Annotated in this window: 18 protein-coding genes; all 18 read left to right on the top strand. The window is 62.8% G+C overall.

Annotated elements, in window-relative coordinates:
• Positions 1-3: 3 nt before the first annotated feature.
• The 18 genes from ACB037_RS02200 to ACB037_RS02115 all read left to right on the top strand — a co-directional run bounded on the left by ACB037_RS02200 (position 4) and on the right by ACB037_RS02115 (position 15,972).
• On the top strand, positions 4-2,160 hold the full coding sequence (locus ACB037_RS02200) for a chemotaxis protein CheA (RefSeq protein ID WP_268451758.1): 2,157 nt from the start codon (positions 4-6) through the stop codon (positions 2,158-2,160).
• Between the two features lie 31 nt (positions 2,161-2,191).
• A complete protein-coding gene (locus ACB037_RS02195) occupies positions 2,192-3,307 on the top strand; it encodes a chemotaxis response regulator protein-glutamate methylesterase (protein WP_128296032.1) in 1,116 nt (371 codons plus the stop codon).
• A gap of 2 nt (positions 3,308-3,309) precedes the next feature.
• Positions 3,310-4,047, top strand: a complete 738-nt coding sequence (locus ACB037_RS02190) for a flagellar motor protein (protein ID WP_042016381.1) — start codon at positions 3,310-3,312, stop codon at positions 4,045-4,047.
• A 2-nt stretch (positions 4,048-4,049) separates the two neighbouring features.
• Positions 4,050-4,958, top strand: a complete 909-nt coding sequence (locus ACB037_RS02185; RefSeq protein ID WP_371174834.1) for an OmpA family protein — start codon at positions 4,050-4,052, stop codon at positions 4,956-4,958.
• Positions 4,959-4,962: 4 nt separating this feature from the next.
• Complete coding sequence (locus ACB037_RS02180) at positions 4,963-5,757, top strand: ParA family protein (RefSeq protein ID WP_010673940.1); 795 nt, start codon at positions 4,963-4,965, stop codon at positions 5,755-5,757.
• Positions 5,754-6,620: a chemotaxis protein CheW gene (locus ACB037_RS02175; protein ID WP_134996663.1), complete on the top strand. Its 867-nt coding sequence runs from the start codon at positions 5,754-5,756 to the stop codon at positions 6,618-6,620. The genes ACB037_RS02180 and ACB037_RS02175 overlap by 4 nt, the downstream gene beginning before the upstream one ends.
• A gap of 69 nt (positions 6,621-6,689) precedes the next feature.
• Positions 6,690-7,178, top strand: coding sequence for a chemotaxis protein CheW (locus ACB037_RS02170; RefSeq protein WP_010673942.1), 489 nt, complete (start codon positions 6,690-6,692; stop codon positions 7,176-7,178).
• Between the two features lie 71 nt (positions 7,179-7,249).
• Positions 7,250-7,636: a DUF2802 domain-containing protein gene (locus tag ACB037_RS02165; protein ID WP_010673943.1), complete on the top strand. Its 387-nt coding sequence runs from the start codon at positions 7,250-7,252 to the stop codon at positions 7,634-7,636.
• Between the two features lie 219 nt (positions 7,637-7,855).
• Entirely contained in the window at positions 7,856-8,491 is a 636-nt protein-coding gene (ccmA, locus tag ACB037_RS02160; RefSeq protein WP_039039903.1) for a cytochrome c biogenesis heme-transporting ATPase CcmA, read from the top strand.
• A 3-nt stretch (positions 8,492-8,494) separates the two neighbouring features.
• Positions 8,495-9,163 carry a heme exporter protein CcmB gene (gene ccmB, locus ACB037_RS02155; RefSeq protein ID WP_010673945.1) on the top strand — a complete coding sequence of 223 codons (669 nt, stop codon included), beginning with the start codon at positions 8,495-8,497 and terminating at the stop codon, positions 9,161-9,163.
• A gap of 166 nt (positions 9,164-9,329) precedes the next feature.
• Positions 9,330-10,070 carry a heme ABC transporter permease gene (locus tag ACB037_RS02150; RefSeq protein ID WP_010673946.1) on the top strand — a complete coding sequence of 247 codons (741 nt, stop codon included), beginning with the start codon at positions 9,330-9,332 and terminating at the stop codon, positions 10,068-10,070.
• A gap of 2 nt (positions 10,071-10,072) precedes the next feature.
• Entirely contained in the window at positions 10,073-10,279 is a 207-nt protein-coding gene (ccmD, locus tag ACB037_RS02145) for a heme exporter protein CcmD (RefSeq protein WP_039039901.1), read from the top strand.
• Positions 10,276-10,767, top strand: coding sequence for a cytochrome c maturation protein CcmE (ccmE, locus tag ACB037_RS02140; RefSeq protein ID WP_010673948.1), 492 nt, complete (start codon positions 10,276-10,278; stop codon positions 10,765-10,767). The genes ccmD and ccmE overlap by 4 nt, the downstream gene beginning before the upstream one ends.
• Positions 10,768-10,846: 79 nt before the next feature.
• Complete coding sequence (locus ACB037_RS02135; RefSeq protein ID WP_041212639.1) at positions 10,847-12,802, top strand: heme lyase CcmF/NrfE family subunit; 1,956 nt, start codon at positions 10,847-10,849, stop codon at positions 12,800-12,802.
• Complete coding sequence (locus tag ACB037_RS02130; protein WP_103243522.1) at positions 12,799-13,329, top strand: DsbE family thiol:disulfide interchange protein; 531 nt, start codon at positions 12,799-12,801, stop codon at positions 13,327-13,329. Before ACB037_RS02135 ends, ACB037_RS02130 begins: the two co-directional genes overlap by 4 nt.
• A 10-nt stretch (positions 13,330-13,339) precedes the next feature.
• On the top strand, positions 13,340-13,822 hold the full coding sequence (locus ACB037_RS02125; RefSeq protein WP_371174833.1) for a cytochrome c-type biogenesis protein: 483 nt from the start codon (positions 13,340-13,342) through the stop codon (positions 13,820-13,822).
• Positions 13,819-15,081 carry a c-type cytochrome biogenesis protein CcmI gene (gene ccmI, locus ACB037_RS02120; RefSeq protein WP_371174832.1) on the top strand — a complete coding sequence of 421 codons (1,263 nt, stop codon included), beginning with the start codon at positions 13,819-13,821 and terminating at the stop codon, positions 15,079-15,081. The genes ACB037_RS02125 and ccmI overlap by 4 nt, the downstream gene beginning before the upstream one ends.
• A gap of 78 nt (positions 15,082-15,159) precedes the next feature.
• Entirely contained in the window at positions 15,160-15,972 is an 813-nt protein-coding gene (locus tag ACB037_RS02115; protein ID WP_029314176.1) for a VacJ family lipoprotein, read from the top strand.
• The last annotated feature ends 69 nt before the right edge of the window (positions 15,973-16,041 follow it).

Here is a 16,041-nt window from a genome sequence, read left to right as displayed (position 1 = left end):
CGCATGGCCTTCGAAGTTGATGAAGACATACTGCAAGACTTTTTGGTCGAAGCATCAGAAATATTGGAACAGTTGTCTGAACAACTGGTCGACTTGGAAAAGCGGCCCGATGACAAGAACCTGTTGAACGCCATCTTCCGCGGCTTCCACACCGTCAAGGGGGGAGCGGGCTTCCTCTCCCTCACCGAACTGGTGGATGTCTGTCACGGTGCCGAGAACCTGTTCGACATGCTGCGCAACGGCAAGCGGACCCTCAGTGCCGAGCTGATGGATGTCATCTTGCAGGCGCTTGATGCCATCAACGTCATGTTTGCCCAGGTCCAGAACCGCGAAGAGATAAGCCCCGCTTCTCCCGATCTGCTGCACGATCTGCACGAGCTGTGCAAGCCGGAAGGGCAGGAGCAGCTGCGTACCGCCAGCGTGGCGGCCCAGCCAGAACCCGAGCCTGAGCCCGAACCCGCACCAGAACCCGAGGTCATCGCCGAGGTGGCGCCTGTCGCCGTCAATGGCGGTGGCTCCATCGACGAGATCTCCGCCGACGAATTTGAACGCCTGCTCGATGAGCTGCACGGTGTCGGCAAAGCGCCGACGGTCTCTGCCGCCCCCGTGCTGAGCGGTTCAGGTGACATCACAGACGACGAATTCGAAGCCCTGCTCGACCAGCTCCATGGTCAGGGTCAGCACGGTGGTGCCCCCGATCTGGCACCTTTGCAGTCGGTCCAGAAAGAGGTGGACGAGCTCATCGACGACGATGAGTTCGAGCGCCTGCTGGATGAACTGCACGGCCGTGGCCAGGCGCCCCAGCACAGTCTGGCACCTGCTCCTGCGCCCGCTCCCGAACCCAAGGCCCCGGCACCCGCTGCCCCCGCAGCCCCGGTGACGCCGCCCAAGGCGCCAGTGGCCGCCAAACCCGCGCCGGCAGAGCCCCCAGCGCCAGCCAGGGCCGCCCCTGCCAAGCAGGCCGCTCCCGCCGAGAGCAGCGCGGTACAGAGCGATACCACGGTGCGGGTGGATACCAAGACCCTGGACGTCATCATGAACATGGTGGGCGAACTGGTGCTGGTGAGAAACCGCCTGGTGAGCCTCGGCATCGCCAGCAATGACGAAGAGATGTCCAAGGCTGTCGCGAACCTCGACGTCGTGACCGCCGATCTGCAGGGCGCGGTCATGAAGACCCGCATGCAGCCTATCAAGAAAGTATTCGGCCGCTTCCCGCGCGTGGTGCGCGATCTGGCTCGTACCCTCAAGAAGGAGATCGAGCTGGTGATGGTGGGTGAGGACACGGATCTGGACAAGAACCTGGTGGAGGCCCTGGCCGACCCCCTGGTTCACCTGGTGCGCAACTCCTGCGACCATGGCGTCGAGATGCCGGACGTGCGCGAGAAGGCGGGCAAGCCCCGCCAGGGCACCATCACCCTGAGCGCCTCCCAGCAAGGGGACCACATTCTGCTCTGCATCGAGGATGACGGCGCAGGGATGGACCCGGAGAAGCTCAAGTCCATCGCCATCAGCCGTGGCGTGCTCGATGCTGACAGCGCGGCGCGCATGAGCGACAACGATGCCTACAACCTGATCTTCGCCCCCGGCTTCTCCACCAAGTCGGAGATCTCCGACATCTCCGGCCGTGGAGTGGGCATGGACGTGGTGAAGACCAGCATCGTCAGCCTCAATGGCTCGGTGCACATCGATTCCACCTGGGGCAAGGGCACCCGTCTCGAGATCAAGGTTCCCCTGACCCTGGCCATTCTGCCGACCCTGATGGTGGAGGTGGGTCAACAGACCTTCGCTCTTCCCCTCGGTTGCGTGAATGAAATTTTCCACCTGGATCTGAAAAAGGCCAACGTGGTGGATGGCCAGCTCACCATCATCGTCCGTGACAAGGCGATTCCGCTGTTCTACCTGCACAAGTGGCTGGTACGCGGTGCCGGCAAGACGGCCCGCCAGGACCAGGGTCACGTGGTCATCGTCCAGATAGGGACCCAGCAGGTGGGCTTCGTGGTAGACAACCTCATCGGTCAGGAAGAGGTGGTGATAAAGCCCCTGGACAACCTGCTGCAAGGTACCCCCGGCATGGCCGGCGCCACGATTACCAGCGACGGCGGCATCGCCCTCATTCTGGATGTGCCCAGCCTGCTCAAGGCCTATGCCCGTCGCCACTGAGCGCCAGGCTCAAGGAGTTAAAAGAATAACAATGGCAGTCAAGGTATTAGTGGTCGACGATTCGAGTTTCTTCCGCCGTCGGGTCAGCGAAATCATCAATCAGGATCCCCTGATGACGGTGATCGACACGGCCCAGAACGGGCGGGAGGCGGTAGACAAGGCGCAGCAGTTGCGGCCCGACGTCATTACCATGGACATTGAAATGCCGGTGCTCGACGGCATCAGCGCCGTGCGCGAGATCATGGCCAAGTGTCCGACCCCCATCCTGATGTTCTCCTCCCTGACCCACGAGGGAGCCAAGGCAACACTGGATGCGCTGGATGCGGGCGCCCTCGATTTTCTGCCCAAGAAGTTTGAAGACATCGCCCGGGACAAGGACGAAGCCGTCAACCTGCTGCAGCAGCGGGTCAAGGAGATCGCTCGCAAACGCTTCCTGATGGCCACCCGGCCCCGTGTCCCCGAGCCTGCCGTCCGGCCCGCCGTCACGGGGAACCTGAATCGTCCCTTGGCCGAACGCCAGCCCGAGCCTGCGCGGGCAGCGGCGGCTCCCGCCGCGTTCAAGCGCAGTGGCAAGAGTTACCAGCTGGTTGCCATCGGTACCTCCACCGGCGGACCGGTGGCACTGCAGAACGTGCTGACCAAGCTGCCGGGGGATTTCCCTCATCCCATCCTGCTGATCCAGCACATGCCGGCCACCTTCACCGCTGCCTTTGCCGCCCGCCTCAACGGGCTGTGCCAGATAGGCGTCAAGGAGGCGCAGGACGGCGACGTGCTCAAGCCGGGTCAGGCCTATCTTGCCCCCGGTGGCAAGCAGATGCTGCTGGAAGGGCGCGGGCCCGGTGCCCGTCTTCGCATTATCGATGGCAATGACAAGGTCAACTACAAACCCTGCGTGGACATCACCTTCGCCTCCGCTGCCAAGACCTATGGCGACAAGGTGCTGGCCATCGTCCTGACCGGCATGGGTGCGGATGGCCGCGACGGTGCCCGTCTGCTCAAGGAGCAGGGGGCGACCATCTGGGCGCAGGATGAAGCCTCCTGCGTGGTCTATGGCATGCCCCAGGCCGTTGCCAAGGCGGGCATAGCAAGCGAATCCCTGCCGCTGGATCGGGTGGCCCAGCGCATTCTGGTCGAGTTGGGTCGCTGACCATGGGCATGCTCGGCCTGGTGCTGGCGCTGGGGGCCGTCGCCATCGCCCAGTGGTGGCATGGCGGGAGCCTGCTGACCCTGCTGGATGGCCCGGCCTTTGTCATCGTCGTCGGGGGAACCTGGGGGGCGGTGATCTTGCAGACTCCCCGCAGGTACCTGCTCAGTGCCCTGAGGCAGGCAACCTGGATGCTGTTTCCGCCGCAGCTGGATCTTGCGGAGCAGGCCGAGCGCCTGAAGGCGTGGGCCCAGTTCGCCCGCCAGCAAGGCTTGCTGGCGCTGGAAAACCAGGCCGAGGCCGAGCCCGATCCCTTCACCCGCCAGGGGCTTTCCATGATTGTGGATGGCGTCTCCATCGAGGATATTCGCAGCCTGCTGGAGGCGGACATCGACATCGAGCAGGAGCGCAACGAGCACTCGGCCAGGGTGTTCGAGTCCATGGGGGGGTACAGCCCCACCATCGGCATCATCGGGGCCGTGATTGGCCTCATCCAGGCCATGTTTCATCTGGAGGAGCCAGGCACTCTGGGGGCGGGCATTGCCGTGGCCTTCGTCGCCACCATCTACGGGGTGGGCTTTGCCAACTTGCTCTATCTGCCGATTGCGAATCGGCTGCGCGCCTTCCACTACCATTACGGCCTCTATCAGGAGATGACCCTGGAGGGGCTTCTGGCCATCGCCCACGGGGAGAACGGCCCGCAGGTTGAAAGGCGGTTACGGGCTTATCTGAAAGGGGAGTAGCCATGCGCAAGCGCTATCGTTTGCACCTGCAAGGGCGAGAGCATCTCGATCGCTGGCTGGTCTCCTATGCCGATTACATGACGCTCATCTTCGCCCTTTTCGTGGTGCTCTACTCCGTTGCCATCGTCAACAAGGAGGAGTACCGCGCCGTCATCGAGGGCATGACCCAGGCCTTCAACCAGGCGCCGCGCAGCGATGGCCTGCTGGAAGGGCGGGGTAATTCCTTGCTGGACAACCCGGTCTCGACCGCCCCCAGCCTGCTGGAGAGCCAGGCCTCTGCGTCCCCCTCGCGTGCCCCCATCACGGGTACGCCCGTCTCGCAAGATGGCACGGCTCTTGCGCAGATCGACATGCAGATCCAGGAGTCCATGGGCGCCCTGGTCGATGCGGGGGTGGTGAAGCTTGCGCAGGATGACAACTGGCTGACGGTGGAGCTGAGTTCAGGTCTCCTGTTCAACAGTGGCAGCGCTTTTCTGGGTAACAATGCCGCCCCTGTGCTCGATACGCTTTCAGGTATTCTCAAACCGGTCGATAACTATGTCAGGGTGCGGGGCTACACGGATAACCAACCGATAAACAACGAAATTTTCCGCTCCAACTGGACATTGTCAGCGGCCCGCGCCGAGGCAGTGCTCAATGCCCTGGTGGGCAAGGGGGTGGCTCCCGGTCGGCTCGCCTACGAGGCGTACGGAGAGTTTTCCCCCTTCGTCGACAATGGCACCGAGCAGGGACGATTACAGAATCGCAAGGTGGTGGTCGCCATATCCAGGTTCGCCTGGGTGCCGCCAGCCCCCGTCAAACCGCTGACGGGGGCACCGGTGCAGGACGCACCGCAGAGTGTCGACAGTGAAAAGATCAGGGTGATCGCGCTGCCCGGTGGTGGCATACGCATAACAACAAGGCAGGATTGATACAGTGATTGTTTGGACGGTTGCCAATCAGAAAGGTGGAGTCGGTAAAACCACCACGGTCGTCTCCCTGGCGGGCATTCTGGCCCAGCGTGGCCAGCGGGTACTGCTGATCGACACCGACCCCCACGCCTCCCTGACCTCCTATCTCGATTTCGACTCGGACAGGCTGGAAGGCACCCTGTACGAGTTGTTCCAGGCGGCCAAACCCAGCGCCGAGCTGGTCAACCGGATGACCCTCAAGACCCGATTCGAGAACATCAGCCTGCTGCCCGCCTCGATTACCCTGGCCACGCTGGATCGGGTGATGGGCAACCGGGAAGGGATGGGGCTGGTGCTCAAGCGCGCTCTGCTGCGGGTGCAGGATCAGTTCGACTACGTGCTCATCGACTGTCCGCCGGTGCTGGGGGTCATGATGGTGAACGCGCTGGCGGCCTGCGATCGCATCCTGGTGCCGGTGCAGACCGAATTCCTGGCCCTCAAGGGGCTGGAGCGGATGATGAAGACCTTCGAGATCATGCAGCGCTCCAAGCGGGAGAAGTTCCGCTACACCATCATTCCGACCATGTTTGACAAGCGTACCCGCGCCTCCCTGATGACATTGCAGTCCATCAAGGAGCAGTATGGGGAGGCGGTGTGGAATGCGGTCATTCCCATCGACACCAAATTCAGGGATGCCAGTCTGGTGCACATTCCTCCCTCCATCTATGCACCGGGCAGCCGGGGCACCTATGCCTATGAGACCCTGCTCAACCATCTCGACGCGCTGGAGCGTCAACGGACCCAGGAGGTGATGCCGTGAGAGAGACCACCCAGGTTCGGGCCATGGACGACTATTTCCACTCCCTGCTGCTGGACGATGCCCTGCTGCGGGAAGATCCCGAAGACGAAGCACCGGCCCCAGCGTTGCAACGTCAGACCGTCGCCGTGCCGGAGGTGGCTGCCACCCCCTATCTTGAAGCCGATACCCGACTGGCCCAGCTGAGCGAGCTGCTTGCCCAGGTGGGACAGGTCCAGTTCGAGATGGATGCCCTGAGCCACGAAGAGGTGCATGTCGAGCCATTCCAGCTCGAGGCGGAGGTAGTTGACAGTGAGCCTCTGGTCGCCCTGGCAGAGCCGGTGGTGGAAGCCGTGGCGGAGGAGGTCGAGCCCGTCGCCCTCGCGGTGGCGGAACCTGCGCCCGCCCTCGAAGCGGCGCCCGCACCGTCGACCTGGGAGAACCTGGATACCGGCAACGAGTTTCAGGCGCTCTTCTTCGATGTGGCCGGGGTGACGTTTGCGGTGCCTCTGACCGAGTTGGGGGGCATCCATCAACTGGGGGAGGTGACCTCTCTCTTCGGCCAACCGGGCTGGTACAAGGGGATCATGACCTCCCGCGAGCAGAAGATGAACGTGGTGGACACGGCCCAGTGGGTCATGCCGGGCCAGCATCTGGAGATGGACGATTACAAATATCTGATTATGCTGGGAGAATCACCCTGGGGATTGGCCTGTCACCAGTTGAAGGGCACAGAACTGCTGCACCGGGACCAGGTGAAGTGGCGCCATCAGGAGGGCAAGCGCCCCTGGCTGGCCGGCATGGTCAAGGAGAAGATGTGTGCCCTGCTGCACGTCAGGGAGCTCTTGCTGCTGCTTGGCCGGGGCGTGAACATCGAAGGCCGCTGACAACATCGGCATCGCCATGGTTTTATTGCTAATTTTACCCGTTGACGTGTTCATACAAGGATCAAGAAGATGACAGAGAAGCGCAATATTGCACAGAATCTGGCCGAAGACGAAGTGCTGCAGTGGGTGACCTTCCAGTTGGAAAACGAGACCTATGGCATCAACGTGATGCAGGTTCAGGAAGTGTTGCGCTACACCGAGATCGCTCCGGTCCCGGGTGCACCTGACTACGTGCTGGGCATCATCAACCTGCGTGGCAACGTGGTGACCGTCATCGATACCCGCTCCCGTTTCGGCCTGCCGGCCGGGGACGTGAGCGAGAACTCCCGCATCGTCATCATCGAGGCGGAGAAGCAGGTGATCGGCATCATGGTGGACAGCGTGGCCGAGGTGGTCTATTTGCGCTCCTCCGAGATCGATGCCGCCCCGGCGGTGGGCACCGAGGAGAGTGCCAAGTTCATCCAGGGCGTCAGCAACCGTGACGGCCAACTGCTGATCCTGGTGGATCTCAACAAGCTGCTCTCCGACGAAGAGTGGGAAGACATTGGTTCCCTGTAACAGGGACGGGAACGTGCGGACGGGGGCGATGGCACCTGTCCGCCTCCCTGTGACGGTAAGGTGATGGTTTGATGATTGAATTTGCAGCCTTGGGGTTGTCCTTGCTCGCACTGGTGCTGGCCCTTTACGGGATCCTGGGGCACCGTCGTCGCCAGCGAGAGTCCGAGGCCAGGGTGGAAGCGCTGCAGGGGCAGCTCGAGAGTCTGCGCAAGCAGATGATGGAGTTGCACACGGGCGCCATCGGCATGGGTCAGCGTCTGCAAGCCGCAGAAGGGGCCATGCAGAAGATCCACGACAGCCAGCAGGAGCTGACGTTGCAGGATCCGGAGCGCCGCCTCTACAGCCGCGCCGCCAAGATGGTTGAGCTCGGTGCCGATCTGGACGAGGTGATGAGCGAGTGCGAGTTGCCCCAGGCGGAAGCGGAGCTGCTTATTTCCCTGCGAAAGGGACGCAGCTGACGGATGTGTCGCGGGGAGGCCGGTGCCTCCCCGCTTTCTGTTCGGCCCGTGGCCACCTCTTTCTTGATGCCGGGACGGTGGATAATCCTTTGGCATCAATCTCTTTGGTGGGGGCGCGATCTTCCCCACAAATCCTGTTGATTATTGGCATCTTTGAAAAGACGCCTCCGGATCCTGTGTTAAGATGCAGGCCGCCTCATTTTCAACGATTACATCCCCATGCTGCTTCAAGCGAACAATCTGAGCTGCGTGCGTGAAGATCGCACCCTGTTTGAACATCTCTCCTTCGCGGTGCGTGCCGGGGATTTGATGCAGATTGAGGGTCCCAACGGGGTGGGCAAGACCAGCCTGTTGCGCCTGCTCACCGGCCTCTCCCAGCCCTTTGCTGGCGAGGTGTGCTGGAATGGGGAGAATATCCGCCATTGCCGGGATGAATACCACGCCAGCCTGCTTTACCTGGGCCATCAGCCCGGCGTCAAGGCGACCCTGACCCCCCTTGAGAATCTCTCCTTCTACCAGAAGCTTCATGGCCCTGCCGGGGACGGTGTGGATCTCTGGCGGGTGCTGGCCCAGGTCGGCCTCGCCGGTTTCGAAGACTATCCCGCGGGGCAGCTCTCCGCCGGGCAGCAGCGACGGGTGGCGCTGGCCAGGTTGTGGCTGAGCGAGCGACCGGCGCTCTGGATCCTGGACGAGCCCTTCACCGCCATCGACAAGCAGGGGGTCAGGGTGCTGGAGCAGTTGTTCCTCGCCCACGCGGACAGGGGGGGTATGGTGGTCCTTACGACCCACCAGGATCTGACCCTGATGCAGGGGCGGCTCAAGACCCTCTCCCTGACCTCGCTGTTGCAGGAGTAGCCCATGCTGCGCGCCGTCATACACCTTATTCACCGCGAGTTGCTGATGGCCCTGCGCCAGCGCGCCGACATCTTCAACCCGCTCTGGTTCTTCCTCATCGTCATCACCCTGTTTCCATTGGGGATCGGGCCCGAGCCCCAGTTGCTGGCCCGCATCGCTCCCGGCATCATCTGGGTGGCGGCCCTGCTGGCGGCCATGCTCTCCCTGGAGCGGCTGTTTCGTGACGACTTCAGTGACGGCGCCCTGGAGCAGATGATGCTGATGCCCCATCCCCTGGGGTTGCTGGCCCTGGCCAAAGTGATCGCTCACTGGTTGCTGACCGGTCTGCCGCTGTTGCTGGTCTCCCCCTTGCTCGCCATCCTGCTCTCCCTGGAGCTGAAGACCTATCTGGCCGTGGTGGCTACCCTGGCGCTCGGTACACCAGTGCTGAGCCTGCTCGGGGCGGTCGGAGTGGCGCTGACCGCAGGGCTGCGCAAGGGGGGCGTGCTGCTCAGCCTGCTGCTGCTGCCGCTCTATATTCCGGTGCTTATCTTCGCCACGTCCGCCATCGACGCGGCGAGCATGGGACTGCCCTATGCCGGTCAGCTCGCCATCCTGGGGGCCATGCTGGTGGGGGCATTGACCCTGACGCCCCTGGCTATCTCGGCGGCGCTTCGGGTGAGTGTCAACTGATTGGTTTGGTGAAAAGATTTTCGTTTGAAGCCTTGTTAGGGGCGGGATAGTTGAGATAGATCAAGGGGATGGCTGCTTATTGCTTTCGGGGGATATGATGTTTTTCCCCCATGGGTATGGTAGCCCTCGCCACTTAAAAATTAATAACTGAAAGGTTTCGTGAGCTATGTGGAAATGGTTGCACCCTTATGCCAAACCCGAGCGCGCCTATGGGCTGGCCGGCACCCTGCTGCCCTGGTTTGCCGTGACAAGCCTGCTCGCCTTCATCATCGGCACCGTCTGGGGGCTGGCTTTCGCACCCGCCGATTACCAGCAGGGCGACTCTTTCAGGATCATCTATATCCATGTGCCCTCCGCCATCCTCTCCATGGGCGCCTACTCCACCATGGCGGTGGCCGCCTTCATTGGCCTGGTGTGGCAACTGCGCATGGCAGACATGACGGTGGCGGCCATCGCCCCGGTGGGGGCCGTCTTCACCTTCATTGCCCTCTTTACCGGCGCCGCCTGGGGCAAACCCATGTGGGGCACCTGGTGGGTGTGGGATGCCCGGCTCACCTCCGAGCTCATCCTGCTGTTCCTCTATCTGGGTGTCATCGCCCTCTACAACGCCTTCAGCGACAAGGTGGTGGCGGGCCGCGCCGCCGGCATCCTGGCGCTGGTCGGGGTGATCAACCTGCCCATCATCCACTACTCGGTGGAGTGGTGGAACACCCTGCACCAGGGGGCCACCATCACCAAGTTTGACAAACCCTCCATCTCCCCCGAGATGCTGTGGCCGCTGCTCATCATGATCCTGGCGTTCGCCGCGTTTCTCGGTGCCCTGACCCTGATGCGTTTTCGCAATGAGCTGCTGATGCGGGAGTGGCACCGCCCCTGGGTCGCCGACATCGCCAGGCAGGAGAAGTAAGCATGCACTTTGCCTCGTTCAGTGATTTCATGGCCATGGGAGGCTATGCCTTCTACGTCTGGCTCTCCTTCGGTCTGACCCTGCTCTGCCTGGTCGGCATCGTCATTTCCACCCGGTTGAAGACCCGCAGCCTGCTCGGCGAACTGCGCAACAAGCAGGCTCGGGAGGCACGCCGCAAGGCGGCCCAGCAGATGGAGAACACCCTATGAACCCGCGCCGCAAGAAACGCCTCACCATCATCCTGGCCATCAGCCTGGGCCTTGCCAGCGTGACTGGCCTGGTGCTCTATGCCCTGAGCCAGAACATCGACCTCTTCTACACCCCGAGCGAGCTGGTGGAAGGGAAGGGGCCGGAGAAGATCAAGCCCGAGGAGGGGCAGCGCCTTCGCATCGGTGGCCTGGTGGTGCCGGGGTCTGTGGTGCGGGATCCCCAGAGCCTCAAGGTAGCCTTCAAGCTGGTGGACAACGGCGGCCATCTGGTGACGGTGGAGTTTGACGGCATCCTGCCGGATCTCTTCCGGGAAGGGCAGGGGATCGTCGCCCAGGGCACCCTCAAGGATGCCACCACGGTCGCCGCCTTCGAGGTGCTGGCCAAGCACGACGAGAACTACATGCCGCCGGAAGTGGCCGACGCCACCAACGGCATGCACTTCAAGCCCGAATACACAGAGGCGCAGTTGCAGGGAGCCAAGCAATGATGTCGGTATGCGCCAAGAATTCACTTCTTTATACCGCCAAATCGGCAGGTTTCTCCGTGCAATCGAGAGGGAATAGTCAATGATCCCGGAATTAGGGCAGTTCTCACTGATCCTGGCCTTCGCCACCGCCCTGCTGCTGGGCAGTTACCCGCTGATCGGGGCCCATCTCGGTCGTCTTGGCATGATGTCGGCGGCCCGCCCGCTCGCCTACAGCCAGTTCCTGCTGCTGCTGCTGTCGTTTCTCTGCCTCACCTGGGCCTTTATCGACAACGACTTCACCGTGCAGTACGTGGCCACCAACTCCAACAGCCTGCTGCCCCTGCAATACCGCATCTCGGCGGTGTGGGGAGCCCATGAAGGCTCGCTGCTGCTCTGGGTGCTGACCCTGGGAGGCTGGACGGCGGCGGTAGCCCTCTTCAGCCGCCGCCTGCCGCTCGATGCAGTGGCGCGGGTACTCGGGGTGCTCGGCCTTATCTCGGTGGGCTTCACCGCCTTCGTGCTGTTCACCTCGGATCCTTTCACCCGCACCCTGCCGTATTTCCCGGTGGACGGGCGGGATCTCAATCCGCTGCTGCAGGATCCCGGTCTCATCTTCCACCCCCCCATGCTCTACATGGGCTACGTGGGCTTCTCGGTGGCCTTCGCCTTCGCCATCGCCTCCCTGATGACGGGGCGTCTGGACGCCACCTGGGCGCGCTGGTCCCGTCCCTGGACCATGGCGGCCTGGGTCTTCCTGACGCTGGGCATCGTGCTCGGTTCCTGGTGGGCCTATTATGAACTCGGCTGGGGCGGCTGGTGGTTCTGGGACCCGGTGGAAAACGCCTCCTTCATGCCCTGGCTGGCGGGCACGGCCCTGCTCCACTCCCTCGCGGTGAGCGAGAAGCGCGCCACCTTCAAGGCCTGGACCGTGCTGCTGGCGCTCTCGGCCTTCTCCCTGAGCCTGCTAGGCACCTTCCTGGTGCGTTCCGGCGTGCTGGTGTCGGTCCATGCGTTTGCCTCGGACCCGACCCGGGGTCTGTTCATCCTGGGCTTCCTGCTGGCGGTGATAGGCAGCTCCCTATTGCTGTTCGCCTTCAAGGGCTCCCAGGTGAAGAGCCACGGCAAGCATGAGCTGTGGAGCCGGGAGACCCTGCTCCTTGGCAACAACATCCTGCTGGTGGCGGGCCTGCTCACCGTGCTGCTCGGCACCCTGTTGCCCCTGGTGCACAAGGAGCTGGGGCTTGGCAGCATCTCCATCGGCACCCCCTTCTTCAACCACATCTACAGCTGGCTCATCATCCCCTTCGCCCTGCTGCTGGGGGTGGGCCCCCTGTTCCGCTGGCGCCGCCAGGATCTCGGTGAGCTCAAGGGCAAGGTGATGCTCGCCCTGGTGCTGAGCCTGGCCGCGGCTCTGCTGTTGCCCAAACTCTTTGCCGAGGCGTTCAAACCCTGGGCTGCGCTCGGTATCGGGCTTGGCGTCTGGATCATCGTCACCAGCGTGCAGGAGACCTGGGCGCGGGCCACCCACAAACACGGTTTTGCCACCGGCGTGCGCAAGCTTGGCAACAGCCACTGGGCCATGATCCTGGGGCACGTGGGGCTCGCGGTCAGCATCATCGGCATCGCCTGCACCCAGAACTACAGCATCGAGAAGGACCTGCGGATGCAGGCCGGCGATCGCGTCCAGTTCGCCGATTACGAGTTCGTCTTCACCGGCATCAAGGAGAAGAACGGCCCCAACTACGACGGTTTCAAGGGCGTGCTGGAAGTGCACCGGGATGGCAAGCAGGTAGCCCTGCTCAAGCCCGAGAAGCGGATGTACACCGTGAGCCGCATGCCGATGACCGAGGCGGCCATCGATGCGGGGGTTACCCGGGATCTCTATGCGGCGCTCGGCGAGCAACTCGACAACGGCGCCTGGGCGGTACGGATCTACTACAAGCCCTTCGTGCGCTGGATCTGGTTTGGCGGCGTCTTCATGGCCCTCGGCGGCGTGCTGGCCATGCTGGACAAGCGCTACCGCTTCGGACGTCGTGACGAGGAGGCCAAGGCATGAACAAGAAGACCTGGCTCTATCTGCTGCCCTTCATCATCTTCCTGATGGGGGCCGTGTTTCTGTTCAAGGGGCTCTACTCCGATCCCACCAAGCTCGAATCCGTGATGGTGGACAAGGAGGTGCCCGTGTTCACCCTGCAGGACATCTATGACCTGGGCAAGCAGCACGACAGGAGCATCCTCAAGGGGCGCCCCATGCTGCTCAACGTCTGGGCCACCTGGTGCCCGACCTGTTACGGGGAACACACCTACCTCAAGGAGCTGGCGGGGCAGGGGATCTACATCGTCGGCATGAACTACAAGGACGAGCGTGACAAGGCCATCAAGTGGCTGGCGGAGCTTGGCAATCCCTACCAGGTCAACCTCTACGATCCGGACGGCATGCTGGGGCTGGATCTCGGTGTCTATGGCGCGCCCGAGACCTTCTTCATCGACAGCCAGGGCATCATCCGCTATCGCCACGTGGGGGACATCAACCCAGACGTCTGGGCCAGTACCCTCAAACCCATCTTCGATGCCATGAAGTGAGGCCTCCCCGATGAAAACACTGATTGCATCCCTGTTGCTGCTGGCCGGTTTCGTCTGCGCCGGACAGGCCCGCGCCGCCATCGATGTCTACACCTTCGAGAGCGACGCCCAGGAGCAGACCTTTCGCGAGCTGACTAAGGAGCTGCGCTGCCCCAAGTGCCAGAACCAGGACATCGCGGATTCCAACGCCGGGCTCGCCAAGGATCTGCGGGACAAGACCTACCAGATGGTGCGCGAGGGCAAGGAGAAGCAGGAAGTGGTGGACTACATGGTGGCCCGCTACGGCAACTTCATTCTCTATGATCCCCCCCTGATGGCCTCGACCCTGATCCTCTGGCTTGGCCCCTTGCTGGTCATCGTGATTGGCGTCGTCACCGTGGTGGTGCGAAGCCGCCGCCATGCCCCTGCTCCCTTGCAACAGCCTGAAGGCACCCTGAGTGCAGAAGAGCAGGCCAGGCTGTCCGCCCTGCTCAAAGAGGAAGATAAACCATGACCCCATTCTGGATATTGGGTGCGGCCCTGCTGGTGCTGGCGAGCCTGGCGCTGATCGTGCCGCTGTGGCGCGGCGAGGGCAGGCAGAGCATCAGTCGCTCGGCCCTCAACAAACAGCTCTATCGCCAGCGCCTGCTGGAGATAGGGGAAGAGCGGGAGCAGGGGATACTGGCGGAGGAGCCGGAATCCCTGGTGGAGCTGCAGCGCAGCCTCCTGGACGACATTCCCGACGTAGAGCAGACCGCCCGTGGCGGCAAGAGCCTGATCTGGATCCCCGGTGTGCTGGTGCTGGCGGTGGTGAGCATCGGCCTCTACGCCAAGCTCGGCGCCTGGCAGGAGGTGAGCCGCTGGCAGGATGCCAGCAGCCGGTTGGGGGAGCTCAGCAATCGCATCCTGGTGGAGCGCGACACCCGGGTGACCGAGCAGGATCTGCTGGACTTCACCCTGGCCCTGCGAACCCGGCTGAAAGAAGAACCGAACGACTATCGTGGCTGGCTGCTGCTGGGGCGCCTGACCCTGGATGGCAATGATCCCGAGATGGCCCGCGAGGCGCTGGAGCGTGCCTATGCCCTCGCTCCCGAGAAGGCCATGGTAGCGGTGCCCTATGCCCAGGCCCTGATGATGACGGGGGAGGAAGCCCGTGCGGATCAGCTGTTGCAGGCGGTCATTGCCGAGGACCCGGCCAACATTGAGGCCCGCTCCGTCCACGCCTTCATGGCCCTGCAAAAAGAGGATTTCCAGACCGCCCTCGACCGCTGGCAGGGGATGTTGCCGCTGCTGGAGCCGGGCTCGGCCCGCTACACCATGGTGGAGCGCTCCATGGAGTACGCCAGGCAGCAGCTTGGCCAGCGTGGCATCGCCGTGACCACCCCGTCTGCCGAAGGCCAGGCACAAGCCGAGGTGCTGACGGTGAAAGAGGGGGAGTTCCCCCTGCACATCACCCTGGCACCGGGCATCAAGATGCCGGAAGATGCCCATCTGTTCGTCTTTGCGGTGATCCCCAACGGTCCGCCCATGCCCATCGCGGTCAAGCGCATTGCTGGCCCGCATCTCCCGCTCACCCTCTCCCTGGGGGACGGGGATGCCATGATGGAGGGGAGCAAGCTGGCGGCCCATGCCGAGCTGCAGTTCAAGGCGCGCCTCTCCCGAGGTGGCAACGTCATGAACAAGGAAGGCGCCTTTGAAGGGGTTTCGGTCACCGTGCCGACCAGCACCATCCCCACAGCGCCGATTGACATCCGCATCGATCACGCCCTCTAATACGCTTTTGGCCCACCCCTTGGGGTGGGCCCCCTGTATAATTCATATCAATACCCAAAAAAATCTTAGGACTTTCATATGTATCTGCGTTCAGGAGCATTGGCGGTGGCATTGCTGCTCGCGGGCTGTGCGGGCGGCCCTCCCAAGCCGGGCCCGGAGAGCCTGGATCTCGGCGAGACCCCGAGTCGCCCCGGGGCATCCAGCACGGCCAGCGATCCTCGCGACCCCTTCCAGGGGCCCAACCGTGCCATGTGGGCCGTCAACTATGACGTGCTGGAGCCCTATGTAGCGCGCCCCGTGGTACACGGCTATGCCCGCTATGTCCCGCAAGGAGTGAGGGACAGCATCGAGAATTTCGTGGACAACTTCGACGAGCCGAGCAGCATGGTAAACCACCTGCTGGTGGGTGATCTGAAAGGGGCCGGTACCAACCTGGGCCGCTTCACCCTCAACACCACTGTGGGCCTGCTCGGTCTGTTCGATGTGGCCAAGCATGCGGGCCTGGCTCGCAACACGCTGGAGATGGACACCGTGCTCGGCAAGGCCGACATCGGGGATGGCGCCTATCTGATGGTGCCGGTCTACGGTCCCACCACCACCCGGCAACTGGTGGGGGATACCATCGATACCATCTACTTCCCCTATGCCCTGCTGACCTTCCCGCTGAAGGTGGTGCACTGGGCGCTGGATGGCCTCGGTACCCGCTCCAAGCTGATCGATCAGGAGCGCATCATCGACAACGCGCTGGATCCTTACGCCCTGACCAAGGACTTCTACTTGCAGTACAACGATGGCAAGGTGACGGGCCGCAAACCCGAGCTCCAGGAGCAGAAGCCAGAGGCGGCTGATGATGGCAACCTCGACGATTACATGGACGAGATAGACCAGTAAGCACGGTCATCTTCCACAAGGCGCCTGCGGGCGCCTTTGTTGTCGATGGCAGGTGTTCGACCATAAAAA

Source organism: Aeromonas sp. S19(2024) (assembly GCF_041402625.1).
Lineage (GTDB): Bacteria > Pseudomonadota > Gammaproteobacteria > Enterobacterales > Aeromonadaceae > Aeromonas > Aeromonas caviae.
The sequence above is the reverse complement of the archived record's forward strand: the minus strand, read 5'-3'. Positions and strand labels throughout refer to the sequence as shown.